The following is a 25658-nucleotide window of genomic DNA, read 5'->3' on the forward strand; positions in this document are numbered from 1 at the left end:
CTATTTTTTGCATAAGCAACCTCGTGTTGCACGCACAAAATCTTCCCCTTGCCAGCCCCAAGTGTGAATACAGCCAAATAGTCGGTCTTACCAAAATCAGTATTCAGTACAGCCGTCCGAGCGTTAAAGGCAGAAAGATATGGGGGCAACTTGTCCCCTACGACGTTACGTGGCGCACGGGTGCCAACGAAGCCACCGTTATCACCTTTTCGGACGATGTATGGCTCAACGATTTGCGAATAGCAGCAGGCAGCTACGCCCTCTACACCATCCCGCACAAAAGAGGCGAATGGGATGTGATTCTCAACAAAAATTCCCGTTCATGGGGCACTACCGGCTTCCGCCCCGAAGACAACGTACTTTCCATTAAGGCACGCAGCCGCAAAGTACCTTTCACCGAAACGTTCAGCATAGATATTGAAAATATCACCCGAACAACGGCCTTACTGGTGATGACATGGGAAAAAATCGCTGTCAGCGTTCCCATTCGCGTAGAAGTGGATGAAAAAGTCAATAAAAATATCACGGAAGCCATTAAAACGGCAGGCGATAATTGGATAATTTATGCCAATTCGGCAGAATACTGCCTGCGCAACAACATAAGGCTTGGTGAGGCGAAGCAATGGATAGATAGGGCCTTAGAACTCAAACCCAACAGTTTTTTCCCGCACTGGTTGAAAGCCGATTATGCAGCCCTGCAAGGCAACTTCAAAGAGGCTATTGTTTCGGCAGAAGAAGCCCTTCGCTTAGGAATTGCAGAAAGCGGCAGCAATTTTTTATACAAACAGGAGATAGAAAAATCAATCGCCCTATGGCGTTCTAAAATCAACTGATTATTTTGCCGAACCGTTCATACTGTACGCTATGCAATATCAGATACATCAGGTAAAAGACTTCCGCTATATTGACGAAGGCCAAGGAGAAACCATGCTCCTGCTGCACGGGCTGTTTGGCGCACTCAGCAATTGGGAACACGTAGTTGCCCACTTTTCCAATCGCTATCGGGTGGTGATTCCTATGCTGCCCATTTACGACATGCCTCTCACCAATGCAGGACTTGAAGGTCTTACTGCCTTTGTCGCCGACTTTTTGAAAGAAGTTCCGCTGGGCAAACTGACACTTTTAGGTAACTCGCTTGGCGGCCATATTGCACTGATTTTTGCCCTGAAAAACCCCTCTGCCGTTAAACGCATCATCCTTACGGGTAGCTCGGGGCTGTTTGAAAATGCCATGGGCGGCTCCTATCCCAAACGCGGCAACTATGAGTTTGTCAAAGAACGCGTAGAATATACTTTCTACGACCCGCACGTAGCTACAAAAGAGTTGGTTGATGAAGTTTTTGACGTTACCAAAAGTATCCCCAAGTGTATGCGCATGGTGGCTATTGCCAAATCGGCGCAGCGGAACAACCTCGCCAAAGAACTGGGGCACATTAAAGCCCCTACCCTGCTCATCTGGGGACTTAACGATACCATCACTCCGCCCAATGTGGCACATGAGTTTGACGAACTGATTCCCAATACGGAACTGCGCTTTATTGACTGCTGCGGACATGCTCCCATGATGGAGCATCCCGAAATTTTTAACCAATATGTAGATAATTTCCTACTAAGAAACCCCTGAAAATGAGTAGTGGAGAGTTTTCGTTGGAGCGCCTGATTACCACCATTGCCGTCATGCTATTTACGCTGACCATCATTTTTTTATTTCTTGTCAATAAGTCGCAGTGGATAGAAGAAAAAAAGGTCATGGAATTTCGCTATGACAGCCTTAAAATGGCACTGGGCGGCAAATCATGGAAAATGCAGGAAGCTCTTCGCTACGATTCGCTGCAAAAGCAGTACTTCCGCAACAATCGCTATGACCCGCTGGTAAGCAACGGGTTTCGCATGTATGGCCTTTTTAAAGACTTTGACAACACCTACACCATCAGCGAAGTAGCGGAAAAATTTAACATATCCAATCCCAAATCTATCAAGGTCAGCGAGGCCGACGGTGAAAACTGGTACATTGTGCCCGTCAAAGGCGTGCATTTGGTGCGCCCCAAAGAAACTGCTGCCTCTATCGCACGCCTGTATTACCGCAACTCGGCGGACTCGGTGCTTATCAAGCAATTCAACCAAAAAATCAGCAGCGGGCAAATGATTTTTATTCCGTTTGAAAAATAACCCCAAGTACATTAAATCAGTCCTATTGCCAGCAAAACCGCCTGCAAAAAAGGACGAAGCGCGATGCGCAATTGTTTGAGTGCCTGCGAAATATGATATTCTACCGATTTCTCGCTCAATGACAGTTGTCGGGCAATTTCTTTGTGCGGCAAACCCTCGAAACGGCTCAGATGAAAAACAACCTGTGTTTTTTCGGGCAGTGTTGCCATAGCCTGCTGAACGGCCTGCTGCAACTCAACTATGATATTTTCATCCTGAAAACACTCATTTTGAGCTTGTTGCAGGCTGTAGGCCATAAATTTTTCCTTGATGAGTTCTTCTCTGAAATGGTTCAGCCAGCCATAGCGAACGGCTGCAAACAAATAGGCCGATAAGTTATCAATGCCGGTATCGGGCTTTTGCCACAAGCGAATGAAAATATCCTGCACAATTTCCTCGGCCACCTCCGATGCAACCTTGCGACAGGCAAAATCAAACAACCGACGGGCATAACGCGTGTAGATAACGTGAAATGCCTGTCGGTCGTGTTCAGCTGATTTTTTGAGTAATTCCTCGTCGGATAAATGCTGGTAGTCCATTATTTAATCAGGACAATATAAGCACGCGGCAGCCTATCGGGGAATTTGTTCAGCTATGTACCCCATGCTGCTCACATGCTGCCCGTTGCGATATGCCAATATAAAGAACTGGTTGTAACCACAATAGGTGGCTACTTGCATACACAACTCGTGGCTGTTGGCTTCATATACCGGAAATCCCAAATAGATTAATCGGAATGTCATTTTTGGTTTGCTAAACAAGTCTGTATGCGTCATAATCACATCTCCTTCTGTGCTAAAATACACAATTTTCATACCTCATTGCAATATCGAATGATTCAATGACAAATTGTCGCTGATGTCGGTAGGCAAGTTGCAACCTCAGTTAGCCTGAAAAATACCCAGCTTGTCAAGTCGTTCAATTACCGACAGTTGGGTGCGTATAAAGTGCTGACGGTCAGGGTCTTGAACAAGCAGCGTATTAGGCGGATAAAAACTATGCTCGGCATAGCTTTGTGCATAAAGCTCGAACCGTTGCCGTGCCAACAGGTTGCCCATGGCAGGTCGGTGGCGGAAATGCCGCAGTGCGTTCAGGTCAATATCGGCATTGGCAACCATGCTTTCGCCGTAACCTGCCTCAGCAAGCACAAGGCCGTTGTAGTTAATAATTTTTGATACGCCGTCGGTGGAAGCGAAGGGTATGGGAGTGCCGCCCATGCCTGCCGAGTTTGCAGAAACAACGTAAGCCATGTTCTCGATGGCACGTGCCAATTTTGCCACGTTTTTTTGTGTCAGCAGCGGGCTGCCGACTTCCGACGTATTGTGCAGAAAAATTTCCGCACCGCGCATTGCCAAGCAACGTGCAATTTCAGGATATAAAATTTCCTCGGAAGCAATGCAAGCCAGATTGCCGATGTCGGTTTTTGCAACAGGAAATACGCCTTGCAAGCCGTATATATCAAGATATTTTTCCCATACGTCGTGCGGTGTGGGTGCAAACATGGAATTCAGGCGGCGATATCGCAACACCACATCACCCGAAGGTGCAATAATAAAACTGCACTGAAAGTACAGATTGGGGAAGTGTCGGTCGGTTTCATACGCATTCCCGCTCAGGTAAATATTGTTGTCCTGCGCAAGTTGTCCCAACCATTCATACTCTTGGCCGTCGGGGGCTATGCAAGCCTTGTACAACCAGTTTTCTATACTCTCCCCCATCGGGAAGCCCGTCAGAAAGTACTCGGGCAGCACAACCAGCTTGGTATCTTTGCCGATAAAACCGATGGAGGCGCGTATTTGCTCACCGATGCGCTGTATTTCGCGCTGAATATGCGCGGTAACTTCCTCACGTGTCTGTAAACTGTTTACCGTATGACAGGTAGTTTGCAATGCAAGCGCTTTGTATATCATAGCCGGTTTTTCTGTTGTCTTGCAGCAAATAACTATTTTTTGGTGAAAGTGTCAATACATTAGGAATTTTACTTTGCCATAATTTTAGCCAAAACTATCGGGGCTTTGCATAGCGGGCAGCCAACATTTCGGCGCAGCGTTCGCCATCCATAGCGGCAGAAGCTATTCCCCCTGCATAGCCCGCTCCTTCGCCACAAGGAAACAGCCCCGCAATTTGCGGATGTTCCAGCGTTTCGCGGTTGCGAGGGATGCGCACGGGAGACGATGTGCGGCTTTCAACGCCTACAATCTGGGCTTCGTTGGTCAGGTAGCCTTTCATTTTTTTGCCGAAATCTTTGAATCCCTCGCGCAGGCGATGGGCAATCTGCACGGGCAGCACCTCATCCATGGCAACCGAAGCAAGCCCCGGCTGATAGGAGCACTCCGGCAGTGAAGCAGAAACTTTGCGGTTTACAAAATCTACCATGCGTTGGGCGGGTGCTGTTTGCCTGCCTCCGGCTATGCGACATGCGCGTTGTTCTATCTCGCTCTGAAACATCATGCCTGCCAGTTCGCCGTATTGCGCATAGGGGGCTAAATCTTCCTCATCAATGGCCACCACAATACCGGAGTTGGCAAAGCGGGAATTGCGACGGGATGGCGACATGCCATTTACAACTACCTCGCCCGGAGCAGTTGCTGCCGGAACAATGAAGCCGCCCGGGCACATGCAAAACGAAAAAACGCCTTTTTCTTTGCCTTTGTAGACAATCTGGCTGACTAACGAATAGGAAGCGGCAGGCAGAAAATCGCCGCGGGTTTCGCAATGATACTGGTAGCTGTCTATCAACGATTGCGGATGCTCTATGCGCACACCCAATGCGAACGGCTTGGACTCAATCAGCACTTGCCTGTTTTTGAGCAGATGAAAAATATCACGTGCCGAATGTCCCGTTGCCAGAATAACGCCAATGCCTTCTACTGTACTGCCGTCATGCAGCCGAACCCCTTTCATTCGGCCGTTTGCAATCACAAAGTCGGTAACTTTCGTATTAAAATGCACTTCGCCGCCTGCTTGCAAAATACTTTCGCGGATATTGGTAACAATGGCAGGCAGTTTATTGGTGCCAATGTGCGGATGCGCATCTACCAAAATTTCGGAGGTAGCGCCGTGTGCCACAAATATTTCCAAAATACGACGAAAATCGCCTCTTTTTTTGGAACGCGTGTAAAGTTTTCCGTCGGAGTAAGTACCTGCACCACCTTCGCCAAAGCAATAGTTAGATTCGGGATTGACCACATGGTCTTTGTTGATGGCTGCCAAATCGCGGCGACGGGCTCGCACATCGCTGCCGCGCTCTATCACAACCGGTTTAACACCCAATTCTATCAATCGCAAGGCGGCAAACATACCGGCAGGCCCTGCTCCTACAATAATTGCCTGAGGTGCATGGCTTACGTTCGGATAGTCCTTGCGGTATGCTATCAGCGGTTCGGGAAGTTCGTCCACATAAACTGCGGCGCTTACATTAACTTTCACTTTTTTGGCACGGGCATCAATCGAGCGGCGCAACATGCGTACAGTAACCTTGCCCTCAGCCATTGCCTGCTGCCATTGCCCTTGTCGGGTAACATATTCCGCAAAAGCCTGATTATCAAAAGCTATTTCGGGAGGTAGTACAAGGTCGAGCAGGGTTTTCATGACAGTAATTAAAAATGCAAAATTAGTTGAAACATTTTTTTCTATATCCGTTATATGGATTTAATCAAACTTTCGTTGTAACTTTATATTCATAAAACTGAACTGTGATGAACGTCTCGTTTACTACTTTTGATAAGGTTACTATGAATGACAACGCCTTTGCATATGACCTCTTGGGCATGTACATTGGAGAGTTGAAGGATTATCTGGTACAGGTAGCACCAATCATAGCTGCCAGAGATGTAGGCGCTTATCGTTTTTTGAATCATAAGGTGCGCTCAATGGTTAATACTTTGGAAGCATCTTACCTGCTGGAAGCACAAGCGAACTTACAGCAACAAATAACCAAAGGCGCTTCGCAACAAGAAATAAACGAATTGCATCAAAAATTAGTGAGCATTGTCAATCAATTGATTAAAGTTTTGGAAGAAAAGAAAAAACATTACGCAGAATTTGACAATCAACCGGCTTGATAATTATCTACTGCTCGGCGCACACTGCCGTATTTTTTGAGTAACTCCGATGCCTCTTCGTAGCTGATATTGAGTTGATTCATAACCATTCGCGTGCCTCTGTCCACCAATTTAAGGTTGCTTAGTTGCATATCCACCATTTTGTTGCCTCTTACCCTGCCTAATTGAATCATCACGGTGGTTGAAATCATATTGAGCGCCAACTTTTGGGCAGTACCGCTTTTCATGCGCGTGCTGCCTGTTACAAACTCAGGGCCTACAATGATTTCCACGGGAAACTCGGCCTCGGCAGCAACAGGTGAACCCGGATTGCAAACAATACAACCGGTCAGCAGGCCGTTCGCACGAGCAGCTTTCAACCCGCCGATTACATAAGGTGTGCGCCCCGATGCGGCAATGCCAACTACTGTATCCAATTCGTTGGGCAGATACTCGCCGATGTCTTTCCATGCCTGCTCAAAATCGTCTTCGGCAAACTCTACGGCCTTGCGGATGGCAGTATCGCCTCCGGCAATCAGCCCGACCACAAGGCCGTGTTCTACTCCATAGGTTGGCGGACATTCGGAAGCATCCACAATTCCTAAGCGACCGCTCGTGCCCGCACCAATATAGAACAACCTGCCTCCCTGTTTCATACGGGCTACAATGGCACCGATGAGTGCTTCCAACTGCGGAATGGCTTTTTCTACTGCCAAAGGAACAGTTTTATCTTCGTTGTTGATATTTACGAGCAAATCGTGGATGCTCATTTGCTCGAGGTGGTCGTAATGCGACTGTGATTCGGTTACAGATTGCATAAAATGTCTATTTTTCAGCGGTTAGTCAAAAAACAAATGTATGATAATTCGCCCAAAGTTTCAGTAATCTGCCTTTGCCATAATCAAGCACCATACGTACAGGACGCACTCCGTTCGGTAGTAGCCCAAACCTACCGTCCGATAGAGCTGATTATAGCAGATGATGGCAGCACCGACGATTCCGTCGCCAAAATCCGTGAGATATTGCCGCAAATTCCGACAGAAATAGTAGTTAAAACACTGTTCCTGCCGAAAAATATAGGCAATTGCAAGGCTTTTAACCTTGCGTGGCAAATGGCAACGGGTGATTTTATCATAGACCACGCCGCAGATGATTTATTACTTCCTGCGCATGTAGCCGGTCTGGTAGCGGCTTTTCAAAATGCTCCCCCGCATGTGGGAATTGCCTTTTCTGATGTCTGGATTGCCAATGAAGATGCCCAACCTGTGCGAACGTTTTACAAACGCGATGCAAAAGGGCAACTTGCCGAGCAAGTGCCTTCGGGTGATATCTATGCGGATTTGCTGCATCGCCACTGTGTTTGTACGCCTGCCATGATGATACGCAATGAGGTATTACAACGGCTCGGCGGCTACGACGAGAGTCTGACCTATGAAGACTACGACTTTTGGGTGCGCTCTTCCCGCGAATGGCACTACCTGTTTACCGATAACATTACGGTTGTTAAGCGGGAAGTCAGCGGCTCGCACAGCGACAAAATGTATCGGAAAGGATTCAGCCCATACCGTTACAGCACTTTGCAGGTATGCCGCAAAGCGGCTGCACTCAACCGCAATCCATCGGAAGATGCAGCCTTAGCCCGCATGGTGCGCTATCAGATGCGGCTGTGTCTGCGCCAAAGAGATTTCACCAATTTGCAAGGATTTTATGAATTGCTGCAAAAAATATCTAAAATTGGCATCGCAGACTGTTTGCTGGCCTTGCCGCTGTTATTTGTCAATCGCTTAGGATTTTCTACCGTTAAATATTAGTTTTAGGCCATTCTAAAATTGTTTTATGTCCGACTTATTCATCACCCCCAAACTGCAAAAACTGTTGCCGCGCCTGCGTGAATTCATGCGCGAAGAGGTTTACCCTTTGGAAGAGTTATTTCTTACCCGTCCATACATAGAATTAGAGCAAAACGAATTGGCGGCGCTGCGTCAGAAAGTAAAAGCAGCAGGCCTGTGGGCTCCGCATTTGTCGGAAGAAGAAGGCGGCGTCGGCCTCAATCTGACCGAGTTCGGGCAAGTCAGCGAGATATTGGGTACTTCGCCGCTGGGGCACTATGCTTTCAATTGTCAAGCACCCGATATAGGCAACATGGAGTTGCTGCACAAATACGCCTCTCCTGCACTGAAAGAGCGTTACCTGCATCCGCTGATGGAAGGCCGCATACGCTCCTGTTTTTCCATGACCGAGCCTGAGTTTGCAGGCTCAAACCCTGTGCGAATGGCAACCACTGCCGAAAAAGTTGGCGGCAATTATGTTATCAACGGTCATAAATGGTTTACCTCATCGGCAGACGGGGCGGCATTTGCCGTAGTAATGGCAGTTACCAACCCCGAAGCAGCCCCCCACGCACGGGCAAGTATGATTATTGTGCCGTTGGAAACCCCTGGATTTGTACATGTGCGCCGCATCCCGATTATGGGTGAAGCAGGCAGCGGCTACATGAGCCACAGCGAAGTTCGCTACGAAAACTGCACCGTACCCGCCGAGAATCTGGTAGGCAACGAAGGCGAAGGTTTCAAGCTGGCTCAGGAGCGATTAGGCCCCGGGCGTATCCACCACTGTATGCGCTGGATTGGCATTTGCGAGCGCGCCTTTGAGTTAATGTGCCGCTATGCTGCCCACCGCGAACTGTCGGAAAACACACCCATTGCTTCCAAGCAAATTGTACAACACTGGATAGCCGAATCGCGAGCACAGATTAATGCTGCCCGCCTAATGGTATTGCATACGGCTATGGGCATAGACCAAAAGGGCACACATGCCATGCGCGTAGAAATTTCTACCATCAAATTCTTTGTCGCCAACGTACTGATGCAGGTAGTGGACAGAGCCATTCAGACGCACGGTGCGCTGGGGATTACGGAAGACACCCTGTTGTCGTTCTGGTATCGCCACGAGCGCGGCGCACGCATCTATGACGGGCCGGACGAGGTGCACAAGTATGTAGTTGCCCGCGAAACGCTGAAAGACTACGGCATAAAAATTTAATTTGATTGGCAAAATCTGATATTTGCCTTTGAAAAAACCAACAACACATGGCCGAACGCAGCAGTATTTTTGATATGATAGGCCCTGTTATGATAGGGCCTTCCAGTTCCCATACGGCGGGGGTGGTGCGTATCGGGCGCACTGCCACCAACATTCTGGGACATATTCCCGACAAAGCCGAAATTACTTTTTACAACTCATTTGCCCGCACCTACGAAGGGCACGGCAGCGACCGTGCCATCATAGCCGGATTGCTGGACTTCCCGACAGATGACATCCGCATCCGCGATTCGTTCCAATATGCAGAGGCACAGGGCTTGCAATACTCCTTTAAAACCGTGGGTAATGCTTCTACCTTTCACCCCAATACCATTAAACTCAACCTTTGGCACAACAATGAATCGCTGGAACTGATAGGCATCAGCAAAGGCGGCGGCATTATCGGCATTGAAGAAGTCAATGGCTTTGTTGCCAATTTGAGCGCAACGCTGCATACGCTGATTATTCTGGCAGATGATGTAAAAGGAACTATTGCATTCATTGCCAGCATTTTAGCTAACGAAGACTGCAATATTGCCACCATGTCGGTTTCGCGCAAAGGCAAAAATGATATGGCATGTCATTTTGTGGAAATGGATTCGCCGCCGCGTGCGCTTACCATAGACTACATTCGCAGTCTGCCTTGGGTGAAAAAAGTTAATATGCTCATGCCGATAGATTAACCATAAAACATTTCGGAGGGTTTTAACGTATGGTAACTTTGAGTTTAATTTGCAAAGCGTCTCAATTTTACCTCACTTGACTTTTTGGGCTTAGGGTAACTTTTTCCTATCTCAGATTCATAGAAGCGAAAGTACTGTATCTATGATTGTATTATTTTCACGCTTTTTAAAAAAATGTTACCGGAAAAAATGTACACTTTCATGCGCCTGACGGCTGCCATTCTCTGTTTCTTCTGTACCTCTCTTATCGCCAACGCACAAGACAACCGATGGGACTTACAACGTTGCATCAACTACGCAGTAGAGAACAACCTCCAACTGAAAGTATCCCTACTAAACATTGAGGCCAATGAGGTAGCGCTGTTGCAGTCAAAAATGGCACGCCTGCCCAACCTCAACATGAACGCCAACCAGCAATGGAACCAAGGCCGCTCTATTGACTTCTTTACCAACCAGTTTACCAACCAATCGGTTGCCAACTTCAACGCAGGTCTAAATACGAGCGTTACCGTTTTCAATGGCTTTCGCCTGAACAACACCATTAAACAAAACGCTGCCGCGCTGGAAGCCAGTCGTTTAGACGTGGCACAGGCCAAAAATGACCTGATGCTGAACATCATAAGTGCTTACCTGCAAATACTTTTCAACAAAGAACTGCTCGACGTGGCACGTACACAGTTGGCCAATACCGAAGAGCAACTGACGCGAACTATGAATCTCATTAAAGCAGGTTCTTTGGCAGAAGCCAGCCAATATGATGTGATTTCGCAAAAAGCCAATGACGAAAACCGCATCACTATTGCAGAAAACAACTTAGATATTGCCATTGTCAGGCTCAAATTACTTCTGCAATTGCCTATTGAAACACCTTTTGAAGTAGTAGTACCTCCCCTGCCTGACCCCGCGGAGTCGGATGTAATTATGCCGGCGGCAGAAATTTTCGCCATTGCACAGGGAATACAGCCCAACGTGATGAGTGCGGATAAAAACATTGAAGTGGCGCGCTACGGTATAGACTTGGCAAGAGGTAATGCCATGCCTACGCTATCCATCTTTGGTTCTTTACTGTCGGGTACATCCAGCCAAACACGCACCAATACTTTCGGTATGCCGGTAGCGACTATTATTGGTTTTCTGACCGACAACCCCACACAAACCGTTTCAACCATTCAAAACAGAGTGGTTAGCAGCGAACGCACGCCTTACTTTGAGCAATTGCAAAACAACCTCCGCAACAGTATCGGTTTTCAGGTGCAAATACCCATTTTTAACCGCTATCAAGTGCGCGCGGGTATTGCCAACGCTAAGATACAGTACAACCGCAGCGTACTGCAATCGCAGGTTGTACGCAATCAATTGCGCCAAACCATTGAACAAGCCTATGCCGATGCCAAAGCCGCTCAAAAGCAATTTATTGCTAATAAAACCCGTGTAAAATCGTTGGAGGAATCATTTCGGGTAGTAGACCAGCGCTTTGCGGCCGGTGCCGCCAATTCGTTGGATTATGCGCTGGCGAGAAACAACCTCAACATTGCCCAGTCTGACTTGGTGCGCTCCAAATTTGACTATATTTTCCGCCTGAAAATCCTCGATTTTTATGCAGGAAAAGAACTGAAACTCTAATCGAAAACCTACCATTTCCAATTAAACGATGGCGAAGCGAAATAACAACCGACTTTACATTATCGGCGGCATTGTGCTTGTGGTGCTCATAGTATTTGCAGCAATTGCCCGCCGCCAAGGCTGGATTGGCAAAGAAAAGCCGATTGAGGTCATTCTAACCAAAGTAAAAAGAACCGATATTATCGAAAAAATAAGTGCATCAGGCAAAGTACAACCTGAAACCGAAGTGAAAATATCTCCTTTGGTTTCAGGTGAAGTTATCGATGTGCTCATCAAAGAAGGCGACTCGGTAACGGTTGGGCAGGTTTTGGTAAAAATTAAACCCGATAACCTCCGTTCGGTATTAGACCGCGTTCAGGCCAACCTCAATACCCAACGGGCGAATCTTTCACAAGCAAAAGCGCGGGTAGAGCAGGCCAAGGCGCAACTCATCCGCCGCAAACAGGAGTTAGACCGCACCAAAGTTCTGCACGCCCAAAAAGCCGTCTCCGATTCGGAACTGGAAACGGCTGTTACTAACTACGAAGTGGCACAGGCAGACCTTAAATCGGCAGAGCAAAGCGTAGAAGCTGCCCGATTTACCGTTATGAGTGCCGAAGCCCAAGTAAAAGAGGCCAGTGAAAACCTTTCGTTTACGACCATTACCGCACCCATGAGCGGTATTGTTTCCAAACTAAGTATTGAAAAAGGTGAGCGCGTAGTGGGTACTTCCCAAATGGCCGGTACCGAACTGCTGCGCATTGCAGACCTCAACACGATGGAAGTGCGGGTAGATGTGAACGAAAACGACATCATACGCGTCAATAAAGGCGACTCGGTAATTGTTGAGGTAGATTCGTACTCCTTTCAGGGAATGAAATTTGCAGGTATTGTAACCAAAATTGCCAACAGTGCCAAAGAAACACCGGGACAATCATTAGATGCCATCACCGAGTTTGAGGTGCGCATCCGCATATTGCGCAGTTCCTACGAACAACTCATCAAAGAACGCAAAGGTGAAGAACCGTTTCGCCCGGGTATGACGGCTAACGTTGAAATTATCACCGACCGTAAAAACGGCGTACTTGCCGTACCGCTTGCATCGGTAACAACGCGTGCCGACAAAAAAGAAGCAGGTACAAGCACCACTGCATCGGCCAACGACCCGAATACACCGCAAGCAAGCCGCGACACCAAAAAATCAACTATCAAAGAGGCCATCCGCGAAGTTGTATTTGTCAATGCAGATGGCAAAGCCAAAATGGTGGAGGTAAAAACGGGCATCAGCGATTTTGAGAATATAGAAATCGTATCGGGATTGAAAGAAGGCGATGAGATTGTGTCCGGGCCTTTCCTTGCCGTTTCTAAAACGCTGAAAGACGGCGATGCCATTACGCAGGCAAAAGAAGACAGCAAAAAAGACAAAAAGCAATAATATGTGGCAGTCTGAACTTGTTTTAAAAGCACTTACGCTGGCAGGTGAAGCCCATGCGAACCAAACCATACAAGGCTTGGAAAGACCCTATTTGGAACATGTAACAGGTGTAACAATGGAGGCACTCCGTGCCGCACTCACAGACAGCAGTTTAGATTATGACCTGCTGATTTGCTGCGGATTGCTGCACGATGTGGTAGAAGACACCTCCGTTTCGCTGGAAATCATTGAAGAGCAGTTTGGCCGTCGGATAGCTATGGGAGTTTCTGCCCTGACCAAAAACGAGGCTTTGCCCAAAGAACAACAAATGCCCGACAGCCTAAGCCGCATTTTGGCACTGAAACAGCCTGAAATCAACATTCTGAAAATGGCCGACCGCTGCAACAATTTGCGCCAGCCTCCCCCGCAATGGAATGCACAACAAATCAAATCCTACTACGAAGAAGCTATCTATATTTTGGAAACCCTGCGCGGCGTTAATCAGGCCATAGAAAACCGTCTGGCAGAGCGTATTGAAAATTACCGCCGCTATTGGCAATAGCAAATTTCAGCTTTGTTGATAACTGCAACCATCGCAAAATAAAAATCCTATCGGGCAGCAATACCTGACAGGATTTTTTGTAAATCAAATCAAGCGACTATCGCAACAAGAACTCAAAGCTGAGCGGCCAGCGGCGATAGGTATTAGGGCGTTCAGCATTGACTTGGCTCCAGCGACGGCCGCGGCCCACATATTCGTAACGCGCTATACGCGATATAGGAAACTCGGTTGGGTTGTCGGCTACGGTGCGTGCTTGTGCATCGGGCACACCCCAACTGCGCACTACGTTGAACACCGTAGTAGCACGGTCTGCCTGACCCAATTCGGCAAGCATCAGTGCCACTTCCTGCCAAGTAATCAGCGGATACAATACAACCGGTGTGATAGCACCCGGGCCGGGAGGAACAGGGTAGAAGTAGTTAATCCGTGTTTCAATAGCCAAGGCAGGGTCAAACCAATTGACAGGGGCTCCTCTGCGATTGACATCCCCCGGAATACGGTTGGCAACAAAGCTGTCGCTGTAATCATTCACACGGAAAGAGATGTAGTTCACCGCAGGCGGATACAATCCGGGGCCTGTGAGCGCATTGATGACGCGGTAGCCTGCCTGAGTAGCAGCATCGGCGGCCGTATAACCGTTTTGCAGAAAAGCTGCGGCTTGGTTGCGTGTGCCTGTATCAAAATGCAACATGCCAATCAGCGAATCGCACAGTTTTTCGCCCGAGCGGTTAGTATTCACCAACAAGCCTGTGGTAACAGGTGAGCCCCCTACCGAAGGGTCGGCCGCTGTATTGGCGCTGTATGCCTGAAATTGCTGTTTAGCAGCCTGCAAAGCAGCAATGGCACGGGTTTTGGCCTCTTCGGGCGAAAGCAAATTGCCTGTTCCGGGCTCCGGTGTTTGCTCATAGAACTTGGCGAAATCCAGATACATTAAGCCCTCTATCACTTTTGCGTTAGCTGTCAGCAATGCCTTGGCCTTGGCATCTTGCTGCGGGTTGGTGCTGAACGTATTTTTTTGGATGGCATTCAGTGCTTCCGCTACTAACGCATGTGCGGTGTAGGCACGGCGCGAATTGGTGGAATTTTGCGAATTATCGGTGGCCACCACTCCTTCCGCCTCAATGCGGTTGGCAAAAATAAACTGGCCTGCTGAACCGGTAGCACGCAGCTCCTCTCTGCCAATCAGCGAAGCAGACCAGCAAATTTGCTGATGTGCTTCAAAACCGTTTTTCAATGCGTTGGCAACCAAGGCCACCGTACCGCTGGCAGCAGTAGCATTTTCGGGGGTAATAGCTACCGGATTGTCTATCACCTTGAGTTTATCGCAACCTGTCAGGGCAATACTGAGCCCCAGCACAGGTATGATGATTTTATGAATAGTTTTCATAGTCGTCAAATGTGTTTAACGGGTTAAAATCCGACATTAAGAGAGAATGTGTAGCTGCGAGGAATGCCTGCCTCCCAGTAGTCAATACCGCGCACCCAAGCGTTTTGCTGACCTGCACCCGAAGTTTCGGATTCTATATCATAGCCGCCTTTATACTTGCTGAAAGTCAAGAGGTTAGCTCCTGTCAGAGAAAGGCTGAGTTTCTTGACAAAACCTCCGGGCAATTTGCTCAACATAGCTTTGGGCATGTTGTAACCAATGGTCAGGAAACGCAGTTTGGTGAAGCTGGCATCTTGTACCCAGCGGCTGTAATCGTCCAGAATGCCGCCGTTGGCAGCAGTAGCCGTAAGTTGAGCAGCAGGTCTGTCCCAAAACTCATCGTGCATACGGGTTCCGGGGGCAGCCAAATCGCGGGCTGTGCCGTTGAATCGCTTCAAACCGCTCTTACCGCCAAACAGCACGCGGGCAAACAGCCCTTTGTAGTCTACTTGCGTATTAATATTGAAATCAAATTTGGCAAAAGGCGAACCTAAGTAAATATCCTGTCCGGTGGCGGCAGGTGTCCACAAGCCACTCAGCGGATAACCTTCACGGATGCGGGCTACACTGAGCAAGCCGCCCAGAATCTGCGGCACTTGCCCGGGCTGTGCACTGATGTTAAGTCCGGTAACTTTGTTGTCCAATGTGGTGCCGGTAAAGCCCAGATTCCATGTCAGGTCTTTTGTGCGAACTATATCGCCGTTGAGCGAAAACTCAAATCCTCTATTATACATCTCACCAACGTTAATCAGGTTTTCCGTAAAGCCGCGGTTAGTAGCAGGGTTTACGCCTGAGTTAAGCAGCAGGTCGCGGAATTGTTTGTTGTAAAACGTAATCTCAAAATTCAAACGACCTTTCAACAATGAACCGTCTATGCCCACTTCGGTTTCAATTTGTGTTTCAGGCTTCAAATCGCGGTTGCCCGGGGTGAGGAAGTTGATAGCCGAAGCACCGTTGTAGCCGCCCGCATCTAAGCCAAAAGTAGGGTTGATGAAGAAAGGCGGCGGCTGCGTTCCCGATGTACCCACAGCAGCACGGGCACGGATGTTGTCTTTGATGCTGTAGCTCACGGAAGCGCGAGGATAGAAGAAGAATTGCTCGCGGAAAGCCGTGCCGCGGTCAAATCGTCCGCCCAGATTGACAAAGAGTTTGTCTTTGAATCCGATAGTTTCGTTGAAATAAATACCCAACGTATTGACAGGCGTGCGCAGTTCAAAGTTAGAGCCTGCGTTAAATGTTTGATAACCGCCAAGGAACTGCTCGTCAATGGTTGGTACGCGGTTCTGAAAACGGGCATACAAATAAGTACGCAGGTTTTCGTCGTACTGCAAGCCCATGGCCGATTTTACGTACAGGTCTTTGTTGATTTCCCATGCATGGTTTACACCAAGCGTAAAGGTGGTTTGCCGCAACACTTCTTTGTCAACATCCAAACGACCGGTCGGGAACAAGCTGACCACGCCGAAAGGATAAATCATTTTGCCGTCAATAGTGCTGTTGTCAATACCCAAGTTAGCATCCACAATCAGGTTTTGGGTGATGTTATACTTGGCATTTACGCTGCCAATCACGCGCTGAATGTCATTTTCACGGCGGATGGTGGTGTATGCATCGGGCGAAGGAATACCCAAATCAACGCGGGCGGCCTGTCCCGGGCTGCGCACTTGGTCTAAATTCATAAAAGGCATGGCGTTGGAGTTTCGCCCCCAAGCATTGACAATGAAAAAGCCCGGTGCACCACCCGGCAATTGTTTGCGTTTGTCGGCAGAGTAATCGGCATTCACACGAACCTCAAACTTGTTGGTCGGGCGCGAAGTAACGCTCACGCGGAAACCATTGGCGCTAAATTCGGTGCCTTTCTGATGGCCGATGTTGTTTTGCGTACTGGCAGATGCATAATAGCTCAGCTTATTGTCGCCGCCCGATACGCGGAAGGTATGGCGATTGAAAGAACCCTGACGGAAGGCTGCTGTCATCCAGTCGTTGCCTAATCCGCTTTGTTGCGCAAATTGGTCTATCTCTGCGGCAGTATAGCGTCGGGCAATTGCTGCACCGGTCTGCGCTTCGTTTACCAAGTTAGCCCATGTGCGCACCTGTTCCTGTGTCCAGTCTTTTTTGTAGTTCAATACGCCGCGGTGCACTTCGGTAACGCCTGCGTCCAAACTGTATTCAAACGTAGGCTGACCGCCACCGCCGCTTTTGGTTTTGATAACGATTACACCTGATGAAGCCCGCGAACCGTACAGCGAAGCTGCCGCCGCACCTTTCAGCACCTCAATGCTTTCAATATCTTCGGGGTTAATGGCAGCCAACGCACGAGTACCGTTGTTCATACCAAACGAAGCAGAGCCTGTACCATTCACCGCATTTGCGCCTGTGGTAACGTTTCGGTTAGAGTTATCCAAGAAGATGCCATCCACAATTACTAACGGCTCCGATGCCCCGATAATGGAGTTGCCGCCACGGATGCGAAAACGGAAACCGCCCCCGGGCGTTCCGTCGGCAGAATAGGTTTCCACACCTGCCAAGCGGCCTATCAGCGCATCCTCCACCGTAGGGATAGGCAGTTCGTCCAGCGTTTTGCTGCTCACATTGGCACGCGAAGTACCCAACTCCTTTTGTTTGGTTTGTACCGCCAAACCTGTTACGACGATGTCTTCCAAATACAAGTCGGTACTTTCCAAGCCAAAGTCAAAAGTCTTGGTTTCGTTGGCCGCTACACTAACGGCAACTTCTTTTTCTTTAAAGCCGATACTGCGAATTACAAGCGTTACAGATTTGCCCGCAGGTACCCCTGTTAAGCGATATTGTCCCGCAATATCAGTTGCTGTGCCGATGGTAGTTCCTTTTACCTGCACAGTTGCGCCCACCAGCGGCTCGTTGTCGGCCGCATTGGTGATTTTACCGGTGATAGTTCCCGATTGCGCCCACAGCCATTGCGGCAATGCCAGCAATAGCACCACAATCAAATAGCGTTTAAGTTTTTCCATGTTCATAAGGCTTAGGTGTAACGTTATGTACTATGGCCTAAATTAATTAACCTCATTAACAATTTTTACTATGAAGGCACTAAATTTTCATAAATTTGTTTCAAACCCATTTCCTCCGCTTATGAAACTGAAAAAACTGATAGTTGCCCTGCTTAGCTCAATGACTGTTTTACAGGCAGTTGCACAAAAAACGAAGCCTTCGCTTCAACAAGAGTTAGACACGATGATGGTTTGGTTCACGGGCGAGTTTGACAACTTCCAACAAGTATGGATGGAAAAACGCGACTCGGTAAAGCCTGACCTGATGCATGAACACATTCATTCTATTTTCGCACCGGTGCAAGTGCCCGCATTTGGCAAGCATGTATTCTACGTAAAACAATACATGGACGGCAACCCCAAAAAAATATACCGGCAACGCCTGTACAGCTTTGGCATTGATGCAGTGGAGAAAGCCATCCGATTAGATATTTACAGTTTTCCTGTGGATAGCCTCTATTATGACGCGCACCTGCAACCCGAAAAACTCCGCAACCTCAGCCCCGAACAACTCATCACTACGCCCGGCTGCGGTGTATTTTGGAAACGCAACGGCGACCACTTTATTGGTTACATGAAGCCGAAAGCCTGCAATGTAGTTTCTAAACGCACCGGCAAACGCATCTACATCACCGACAGCCTGAAACTCACCCGCGATGAAATCTGGATTCGCGATGAAGCGGAAGATGAGGATGGCAATTATGTATTCGGACACAAAGGCAAAATTCCACACATGCTGAAACGCTCTGTTTATTATTCTGCGTGGATGGTAGTGCAAAATCCGCTCAAACAAAATGAATACTTCACCATGCGCAACCTGCGCCTGCACAACCAAGGCGATAAAGTACGTTTTGTTACCGAAAAAGGCGAACCGACCAAATACTGGCTGGAACTGTCGGAGGTGGTGTACGGCAAAGACCTGAATGTTCTTAAATTGGCCATCTACGAAGACGGCAAGCCCGAAGCCATTGCCTACACATGGGGCAACACCGACGCCAAGCGCTTAGGTATCAATATGCGAAGTTTGCAGGCAGGCGTTACATTGGAAACCAAGAAGTAAGCAAACACATATGACACACAGAAGAAACGCACTCAAACTGATGGTGGCAGGCGCAGTGGCACTGTCTGCCGATGCGCTTGCCAATCGCATGGAGAAAACAGAAGCTGTATTGGGAAGCCGTCTTTCAGGTCAAATCCGCCACTCGGTTTCACGCTGGTGCTACAGCGACCTCAGCTTAGACGAACTTTGCATCGCCGCCAAACGATTTGGCATTGAATCGGTTGAGTTGCTCAACATAGAAGAATTGCCGCTACTCAAGAAACATGAACTTACCTGTGGCATGGTGTCTGCCATCCGCGATGGGTTTGGCATACCCAAAGGATGGAACGACCCGCGCAACCACGAAGGACTGATGAAACTGTACGCCGACCTGCTAATTCCCGAAACGGCAAAAGCAGGCATGACCAATCTCATTTGCTTTTCGGGCAACCGCAACGGCATGAGCGATGAACAGGGATTAAAAAACTGTGCAGCCGGATTGAAAAAATTGATTCCGTTGGCAGAAAAATACAAGGTAACACTCGTAATGGAACTGCTTAATAGTAAAATTGACCACAAAGACTACATGTGCGACCACACCGCATGGGGCGTGGAACTTTGTCAAATGGTCGGTTCAGAAAATTTCAAACTGCTGTACGACATCTACCACATGCAAATTATGGAGGGAGACGTTATCCGCACCATTCGCGAAAATCACCAATATATTGCACACTATCATACGGCAGGCGTACCCGGACGCAATGAAATTGATGACACCCAAGAGCTTAACTACCCTGCCATTATGCGTGCCATAGTGGAAACGGGCTACAAAGGTTTGGTTGGTCAGGAGTTTATCCCAAAAAATCAGGATAAGTTAGTGTCGTTGGAAAAAGCTATCAAAATATGTACGGTATAGAAGCGTAAGTGATTTTGCGTAAAATTTACACATAAATTTCTGAAAATCAAGCGTCTAAACCTAACGAATCTAAAAGACCCGTTAGGTTTATCATATCGTCAGCATCAGGCGGCTAAACGGCGCAGTCATGCAAAGCAGGCATTTAACCATCAATTCCTGCTTCCGTAATAAATATTAACAAAAATAGAAAAGTAATTTTGCTTATTTTCTGCCAAAGGCATCATAATGACTCGTTGCGCCAGAAAATCGGCCATGAAGCCTGCCTCCACACCCGTTACGTTGGTTCGGAAGTTGCCAAACTCGAAGGCTACCGCACTGCGCACCGAACCCCCAAACCCGAATGTACTTTGTGAAAGACTTTCCCCAAAGCGCGAAGTGCGCACCACTTGGTCAAACGAAGGATGACGGTTAGGGTCATACTGTTCCAGCCTGATATTGCCCGAACCAAAGCGATATTCAATCAGATAAGGAGCAATGACGGCAAGCGTAGGGCCTGCGGAAAACGATGCAGCCACTTGCACCCCCTGCTCGGCGGCACGACGGAACAGAATGAGTTCGCGTCCGTATTGCGGACGAACCAGCAATAAATGATTTTGCTTGCCGGGGATAAACGATTCGCCGCTGAGACGGCTCTGCGCACGCTGTTCTTTCGGATGGCGCACATTGACCACATCCAGATAGAACAAGTGATACATTTGGTTATTGATACTGCGCGTATGTTTAATCATACCGCCGCCAATTAAGCCGGCATTACTGTTCAGGTTAATTCCGTAGCCTGTTTGGCGGTTGTAAGGCGGGTCTTCTTCCAAGGCAATATCTTGTGCGTACAAGGCACCCGCAAGCAGTGTTAATAAGGCTAAGGCAAAATATTTTTTCAAGGCAAATCCCATATTTTTGAGCCAAATTAATGCAAAGATGGCACATTTTAAAAATACTTATCTGGGAGACTTGCGTACAGAGTCCATCCATATCAAATCAGGTACTCGAATCATTACCGATGCACCAACGGATAACCACGGAAAAGGAGAAGCCTTCTCGCCGACCGACCTTGTTTGTGCCGCACTCGCAAGCTGCAAAATGACTATTATGGGCATTTTGGCCAACCGCGAGCAGATAGACCTCAGCGGAATGACCTGCGAAATAGAAAAAATTATGGAGGCCAATCCGCGCCGCATCGGTGAAATTAAAATCACTTTTGAACTTCCTAACAGCCAACTGAGTGAAAAACACCGCACCATGCTGATAAATGCTGCCAATACTTGCCCTGTTGCGCTCAGTCTGCATCCCGATATTAAAAGAACTGTGGTCTATAATTTTTAATTGTTATAGCAATTTTCTTATTTTCACAAATGAATTAAACAACACACTCAACCTCAAACAATTGTTTTATGAATGCGGATGTGCAGAAGTATGTGTCTTCTATCGGGATTACGCTAGACCGTTTTATAGCGCAGCGTCAATCAGATTTTCCCTATGCGAAAGGTGAACTTTCACAGTTACTGCGCGACATTGGGCTGGCAGCCAAAGTTGTGAACAAAGCCATTATGAACTCCGGTTTGATTGGTATAGAAGGCCCGGCGGGTGAGCAAAACTCTTCAGGCGAAGACCAACAAAAACTGGACGTAGTTGCCAATGTGCGCTTTATTCGTGCCCTGACTCGCGGCGGTGAGGTTTGTGCCGTCATTTCCGAAGAAGAAGACGAAATGATTGACACAGGCAACCACAACGCCAAGTATGTTGTTGCAATGGATCCATTGGATGGTTCGTCTAATATTGACGTAAACATGCCATTAGGAAGTATTTTTTCCGTCTATCGTCGCAAAAGCCCTATCGGAACTCCTCCGACCATAGAAGATGTACTGCAAAGAGGTACGGAACAAGTAGCAGCGGGGTATATTATTTACGGTTCTTCCAACATGTTGGTATATACCACAGGGCACGGAGTGAACGGATTTACCTATGACTTTTCTATCGGTGAATTTATTTTATCGCATCCGAACATGCGCAGTCAGGATGACGGTAAAATTTTCTCTTACAACGAAGGCAATTTGTACGATTTCCCGCAAGGTATTCAGGATTTTATTGAGCATTGCCGCCAAAATAAGTTTTCGGCACGCTATGTAGGCGCACTGGTTGCCGACGTGCACCGCAACCTGCTCAAAGGAGGTATTTTCCTTTATCCTGCCACCAAAAAAGCACCCAAAGGCAAACTGCGCCTGATGTTTGAATGTAATGCACTGGCTTTTCTGGTAGAGCAAGCGGGCGGCGTTGCTACCGACGGCGAGCAACGCATTTTGGAAATAGTGCCAACCGAAATGCACCAACGTTGTCCGTTCATTGTCGGCTCAAAAGCAATGGTGGAAAAAGTAACTGAAATGCTGAAAGCGCACAAAGAAGTATTGGCCTAACACTTGGCATAAGGAGCGCATCCTATTGCCAAGTACATGACCGCATACAGTAAAAATCCCGACAAGTTTTAACAACTTGTTGGGATTTTTGCCTTTTATATATGCCAAATGCTACGGCATCGTGCGCTCAATGGTGATATTACCCACGGTGATGGTGATTTTTTTATCGCAATCTCCATTGCCCCAGTCCACATAAATAGTCAAGCCGCCGCTTTTAATTTCATACCGTCCGCTGACAGGATAGAAAGTGTTTGCCCGAACACATGAGCCTTTCATCAGAATAGGCGTAACAATATTGGCAGTAAATGCTCTTCCTTCTTCTGTTGTACCTGTTGTAGAACCTGTTACCTGCATTTCATCATCAGACACATCCAGCGGGCGAGTACCGAAGTTATAGCGCACACTGCGGCGAAATTCGCTGATTTGCACCTGTCTGCCGTTCGGGCGCGTAATGGTCAGATTAGTGCCCAACACATTGTAGCTCAGCACTGTACCCGAAAGCGTACGGTCGGAAATGACAACAGTACCGTTGATGGTGTGAGAGCCGTTGTTGTAGTTGTCAAATACTACGGTGCGCTCGGCAAACATATTGCGACTCCCCCGATAGGTAATGGTCATTTTGCCTTTTCGGGTACGGTTGCCGCCAATGTTACAGCCGTTACCATAATCAACGGTGATGGTGCGCGTATTGTCGTTAATGCGAATAGTGGCGCAGCGTTCGGGCTCTTCCGTGCGTCCGCTGCGCAAGCCGTCGTCCACACCGTCAAAAGCATCTTCTGCCGCGTCAATGGCATCCTGCACGGCATCTTCCGACTCGTTGTTTTGCATAGATACCGATATGGCATTGGCATCTACCGCTTCATCATTATTCTTGTTACATCCCGTAAAAAAAGCAGCCAGCATCATAAAAGCAACTGCTGCATAACTTCTCATTGTCATACGTTTGAATTGTTTTAAAATCTAAATATTGGACAAGTTTATCCCGTAAAAGTTTAATGCGATAGCGGTTTAAATGGGTTTTAATGCGCTGTGATACTCTAAAATAAGTGCACGAACTGCCGAACGTATGGCGTTGCGCTCCGAAAAATCATTAGGATTGACTTTTTGGCGAGGAAAGTCGTAATGATATCCGTGGTTGCGGTCTAAACAGCGGGTGATGTAGCCAAATGGTTGCAAATCTAAGGTTTGCTGGTTCTGTCTGAAAATACAGGTTAAGTAATCATTTTCGCTGATGTTCCATGCATAGCCCGTCATGCGCGAACCCAGTACATCTACCTCAAAAATACCGTCCGATGAAAGATTAGTTCTTACGATGCTGTTAAATACCAAGTTGGATTTATCGTTGGCAACTGCCTGAATTTCAAGGCGAAAACGATTGCCTGTGCCTATGCGTGTTACTTTGTAGTAGTACAACACGTTCCCTCTTTTCACATCGCCGGAAAACCAGTTGGGGCTGTCCGAAGTGTAGTGGAAAAACATTTTTTCGCCCTCGGGTTGCAGCCAAGGGTCATACAGCAGCATCGGTTTGGCGCGTTCTATTTGCTCAACGCTGGGCGATTCGCCTACTATATCCCGAATGATTTTAGACTTGGCAAAATTGGTCAGGCGGGTTTGCTCGGCTGCAATTTTACGGTTCGCTTCTTCTATCCGCAAGCGTTCTGCCTTGGGCGCATTGCGTGGAATGGCCAATGGTTTAGGCAGTGTGTTGAGCAAGTTGCCGATGAATATCCGCCCTTCGTTGATGTTGTTAAATTTAGTGTCTTCAATGGTGCCTTGCGCATAGAAAAACACCATATTGGCGCTGTCTATGCCCAATGCAGCAAATTTGGCCTGAACGGCATCCTGCAACGAAGGCGTAATGCTTTGCAGCCAATTATTGCGCTGAAGTTCTTCGTAGAAAGCAATGGCGCGACGCGGATTGGAGGCTTCTCTTAAAACGTCGGCCGTTTTCTTCTGCAGTTGCTCCAAACAGGCGTTGGCGTTGGCATCACCTATCAACCGACGAACAACGGGTTTCTCTAACTCTGCTTTGAAGGCCAGCAATGATTTTATCTCTCCTTTAAAATGAGCTTGCCATTCGCCTATGTCTATCTTAAAACCGCTTAAACCATAGGTCTGTTGAAGTTCTGCCAAACCCTCAACCGTAGCCGCTTTTTGCTCAAATCTTTTCAGCTCGTTCCAAGCAGGCTCGGCAAAGCGCAGTTCTTCGCTCGGCAGATTGGTTTTGATGGCAGACAAGCGGCGCAGCGTCATAATTTTGTCATTGCCGGTCTGATATTTTACCAGCAGGCACAGGGCTTTTAACTGCATTTCTTTGGCATAATCTGTTTGCCACTGTTGCTCTATTCCGTCAAAAAGTGCTGCTGCTTCCTCGGGTTTCAGGCGTTGCCCCGAATATTGTGAGGGTTTCAGGGCTTCGTAGGCCAATTCGGTTTTTGCCAACATACTGCCCTGTTGCGCATAGCGGCGCAGAATATCAAACAGCAAGGCGCGGTCAAGCGTGGTATTGCCTGTTTGACGAAATTTAAGAAGTTCGGCTTCGTAGCGGTTGGCCAGATAGGCCGCATCAGGCTCGGCCGCCGCACGATTGAGCATTTGCAGTGCTGTCGGGTAATGTATTTTGTAGCGATAACTCATCATGCCGGCACGCAGAGCAGCGTTAGTGTCGCCTGTTTGTGCCTGTTCGTATGCCTGAAAGAAATCTTTCAGGTACAAGTTGGGCATATAGTCGCTGATGATTGGAAACGGATTTAATGCAACTGCTTCGGCATGGTATAGCTTAGCCATTGACATATCGGGCTGAATACCGTAGCCGCCCGTAAAATACAGTTGAAACAGATTGAACTTGATTTCAAACTGTTGTTCTGCCGTGGGGTTACTCAATAATGCCTTCTGATACCATTTTACGGCACTTTTGTAATCTTTGAAAGCATCATCGGTGAGCATATCGCCGCGATAGGCCGCTGCTACGGTGAGCATGGCTGCTACGTCGCCCTTTTTGGCACGACTCATTTCTGCCTTGTAGGTATCCATATTGGGCTTGCCTTTTTTGGGCAGTTGTGCGTAAGAAGTGCTTGTAAACACTGCCAGCCAGCATGTTGCGATTATCCAAAGGGTTTTCATAGGTCAATCGGGTTTTAACAACGCAGAAAGTCAAAGTTGAACGGTTCGGGCAATATTAGTCCACGATATCCTTAGAACGAAAATAAATCTACTTTCGCTTAGAATAAGCCAAAAAAATAGTGCCA

General features: G+C 47.9%; 24 protein-coding genes. 14 read left to right on the plus strand and 10 right to left on the minus strand.

Annotated elements, in window-relative coordinates:
- Window positions 1-23: 23 nt before the first annotated feature.
- Genes NDK19_RS14940 through NDK19_RS14950 form a run of 3 tightly spaced genes read left to right on the plus strand, consistent with a single transcriptional unit; the run spans window position 24 to window position 2168 of the window.
- The gene (locus tag NDK19_RS14940) at window positions 24-833 is read left to right on the plus strand and encodes a DUF2911 domain-containing protein (protein ID WP_250632710.1); all 810 of its coding nucleotides are present in this window, start codon (window positions 24-26) and stop codon (window positions 831-833) included.
- A 31-nt stretch (window positions 834-864) separates the two neighbouring features.
- On the plus strand, window positions 865-1623 hold the full coding sequence (locus tag NDK19_RS14945) for an alpha/beta fold hydrolase (RefSeq protein ID WP_250632711.1): 759 nt from the start codon (window positions 865-867) through the stop codon (window positions 1621-1623).
- A 2-nt stretch (window positions 1624-1625) separates the two neighbouring features.
- A complete protein-coding gene (locus NDK19_RS14950) occupies window positions 1626-2168 on the plus strand; it encodes a hypothetical protein (RefSeq protein ID WP_250632712.1) in 543 nt (180 codons plus the stop codon).
- 11 nt (window positions 2169-2179) lie between these two features.
- Here NDK19_RS14950 and NDK19_RS14955 read toward each other — a convergent pair whose 3' ends face one another.
- The 4 genes from NDK19_RS14955 to NDK19_RS14970 all read right to left on the minus strand — a co-directional run bounded on the left by NDK19_RS14955 (window position 2180) and on the right by NDK19_RS14970 (window position 5798).
- On the minus strand, window positions 2180-2746 hold the full coding sequence (locus NDK19_RS14955) for an RNA polymerase sigma-70 factor (RefSeq protein ID WP_250632713.1): 567 nt from the start codon (window positions 2744-2746) through the stop codon (window positions 2180-2182).
- Window positions 2747-2779: 33 nt separating this feature from the next.
- Window positions 2780-2950: a hypothetical protein gene (locus NDK19_RS14960; RefSeq protein WP_250632714.1), complete on the minus strand. Its 171-nt coding sequence runs from the start codon at window positions 2948-2950 to the stop codon at window positions 2780-2782.
- A gap of 138 nt (window positions 2951-3088) precedes the next feature.
- A complete protein-coding gene (locus NDK19_RS14965) occupies window positions 3089-4117 on the minus strand; it encodes a nitrilase-related carbon-nitrogen hydrolase (protein WP_250632715.1) in 1029 nt (342 codons plus the stop codon).
- Window positions 4118-4211: 94 nt separating this feature from the next.
- Window positions 4212-5798 (minus strand): NAD(P)/FAD-dependent oxidoreductase, encoded by a 1587-nt coding sequence (locus tag NDK19_RS14970; protein ID WP_250632716.1) that lies wholly within the window; start codon window positions 5796-5798, stop codon window positions 4212-4214.
- A gap of 107 nt (window positions 5799-5905) precedes the next feature.
- On the opposite strand from NDK19_RS14970, the gene NDK19_RS14975 reads away from it, so the two are divergent.
- Window positions 5906-6271, plus strand: coding sequence for a hypothetical protein (locus NDK19_RS14975; RefSeq protein ID WP_250632717.1), 366 nt, complete (start codon window positions 5906-5908; stop codon window positions 6269-6271).
- Here the strand turns inward: NDK19_RS14975 and murQ are convergent.
- Window positions 6259-7068, minus strand: a complete 810-nt coding sequence (murQ, locus tag NDK19_RS14980) for an N-acetylmuramic acid 6-phosphate etherase (protein ID WP_250632718.1) — start codon at window positions 7066-7068, stop codon at window positions 6259-6261. The genes NDK19_RS14975 and murQ overlap by 13 nt on opposite strands.
- Before the next feature lie 36 nt (window positions 7069-7104).
- Here murQ and NDK19_RS14985 point away from each other — a divergent pair, with 36 nt between their 5' ends.
- The 6 genes from NDK19_RS14985 to NDK19_RS15010 all read left to right on the plus strand — a co-directional run bounded on the left by NDK19_RS14985 (window position 7105) and on the right by NDK19_RS15010 (window position 13592).
- The gene (locus NDK19_RS14985; protein ID WP_250632719.1) at window positions 7105-8061 is read left to right on the plus strand and encodes a glycosyltransferase family 2 protein; all 957 of its coding nucleotides are present in this window, start codon (window positions 7105-7107) and stop codon (window positions 8059-8061) included.
- Window positions 8062-8086: 25 nt separating this feature from the next.
- On the plus strand, window positions 8087-9292 hold the full coding sequence (locus tag NDK19_RS14990) for an acyl-CoA dehydrogenase family protein (protein ID WP_250632720.1): 1206 nt from the start codon (window positions 8087-8089) through the stop codon (window positions 9290-9292).
- Between the two features lie 47 nt (window positions 9293-9339).
- Entirely contained in the window at window positions 9340-10014 is a 675-nt protein-coding gene (gene sdaAB / locus NDK19_RS14995; RefSeq protein WP_250632721.1) for an L-serine ammonia-lyase, iron-sulfur-dependent subunit beta, read from the plus strand.
- A gap of 174 nt (window positions 10015-10188) precedes the next feature.
- Window positions 10189-11637 carry a TolC family protein gene (locus NDK19_RS15000; RefSeq protein ID WP_250632722.1) on the plus strand — a complete coding sequence of 483 codons (1449 nt, stop codon included), beginning with the start codon at window positions 10189-10191 and terminating at the stop codon, window positions 11635-11637.
- A 28-nt stretch (window positions 11638-11665) separates the two neighbouring features.
- Complete coding sequence (locus NDK19_RS15005) at window positions 11666-13051, plus strand: efflux RND transporter periplasmic adaptor subunit (RefSeq protein WP_250632723.1); 1386 nt, start codon at window positions 11666-11668, stop codon at window positions 13049-13051.
- Window position 13052: 1 nt separating this feature from the next.
- The gene (locus NDK19_RS15010) at window positions 13053-13592 is read left to right on the plus strand and encodes an HD domain-containing protein (RefSeq protein WP_250632724.1); all 540 of its coding nucleotides are present in this window, start codon (window positions 13053-13055) and stop codon (window positions 13590-13592) included.
- 97 nt (window positions 13593-13689) lie between these two features.
- Here NDK19_RS15010 and NDK19_RS15015 read toward each other — a convergent pair whose 3' ends face one another.
- A complete protein-coding gene (locus NDK19_RS15015) occupies window positions 13690-14979 on the minus strand; it encodes a hypothetical protein (protein WP_250632725.1) in 1290 nt (429 codons plus the stop codon).
- A 23-nt stretch (window positions 14980-15002) separates the two neighbouring features.
- Window positions 15003-18008 (minus strand): SusC/RagA family TonB-linked outer membrane protein, encoded by a 3006-nt coding sequence (locus tag NDK19_RS15020; protein ID WP_250632726.1) that lies wholly within the window; start codon window positions 18006-18008, stop codon window positions 15003-15005.
- Between the two features lie 121 nt (window positions 18009-18129).
- On the opposite strand from NDK19_RS15020, the gene NDK19_RS15025 reads away from it, so the two are divergent.
- On the plus strand, window positions 18130-19107 hold the full coding sequence (locus NDK19_RS15025; protein ID WP_250632727.1) for a chromophore lyase CpcT/CpeT: 978 nt from the start codon (window positions 18130-18132) through the stop codon (window positions 19105-19107).
- A gap of 10 nt (window positions 19108-19117) precedes the next feature.
- On the plus strand, window positions 19118-20002 hold the full coding sequence (locus NDK19_RS15030) for a hydroxypyruvate isomerase family protein (protein ID WP_250632728.1): 885 nt from the start codon (window positions 19118-19120) through the stop codon (window positions 20000-20002).
- A 149-nt stretch (window positions 20003-20151) separates the two neighbouring features.
- Here the strand turns inward: NDK19_RS15030 and NDK19_RS15035 are convergent, their stop codons facing one another.
- On the minus strand, window positions 20152-20880 hold the full coding sequence (locus NDK19_RS15035; protein ID WP_250632729.1) for a hypothetical protein: 729 nt from the start codon (window positions 20878-20880) through the stop codon (window positions 20152-20154).
- 37 nt (window positions 20881-20917) lie between these two features.
- Here NDK19_RS15035 and NDK19_RS15040 point away from each other — a divergent pair, with 37 nt between their 5' ends.
- Complete coding sequence (locus NDK19_RS15040) at window positions 20918-21322, plus strand: OsmC family protein (RefSeq protein WP_250632730.1); 405 nt, start codon at window positions 20918-20920, stop codon at window positions 21320-21322.
- A 68-nt stretch (window positions 21323-21390) separates the two neighbouring features.
- Window positions 21391-22410, plus strand: a complete 1020-nt coding sequence (gene fbp / locus NDK19_RS15045; RefSeq protein ID WP_250632731.1) for a class 1 fructose-bisphosphatase — start codon at window positions 21391-21393, stop codon at window positions 22408-22410.
- A gap of 111 nt (window positions 22411-22521) precedes the next feature.
- Here the strand turns inward: fbp and NDK19_RS15050 are convergent, their stop codons facing one another.
- Window positions 22522-23349 (minus strand): hypothetical protein, encoded by an 828-nt coding sequence (locus NDK19_RS15050; protein WP_250632732.1) that lies wholly within the window; start codon window positions 23347-23349, stop codon window positions 22522-22524.
- Between the two features lie 69 nt (window positions 23350-23418).
- The gene (locus tag NDK19_RS15055) at window positions 23419-25533 is read right to left on the minus strand and encodes an SEL1-like repeat protein (RefSeq protein ID WP_250632733.1); all 2115 of its coding nucleotides are present in this window, start codon (window positions 25531-25533) and stop codon (window positions 23419-23421) included.
- Between the last annotated feature and the right edge of the window lie 125 nt (window positions 25534-25658).

This window comes from Rhodoflexus caldus, assembly GCF_021206925.1.
Lineage (GTDB): Bacteria > Bacteroidota > Bacteroidia > Cytophagales > Thermoflexibacteraceae > Rhodoflexus > Rhodoflexus caldus.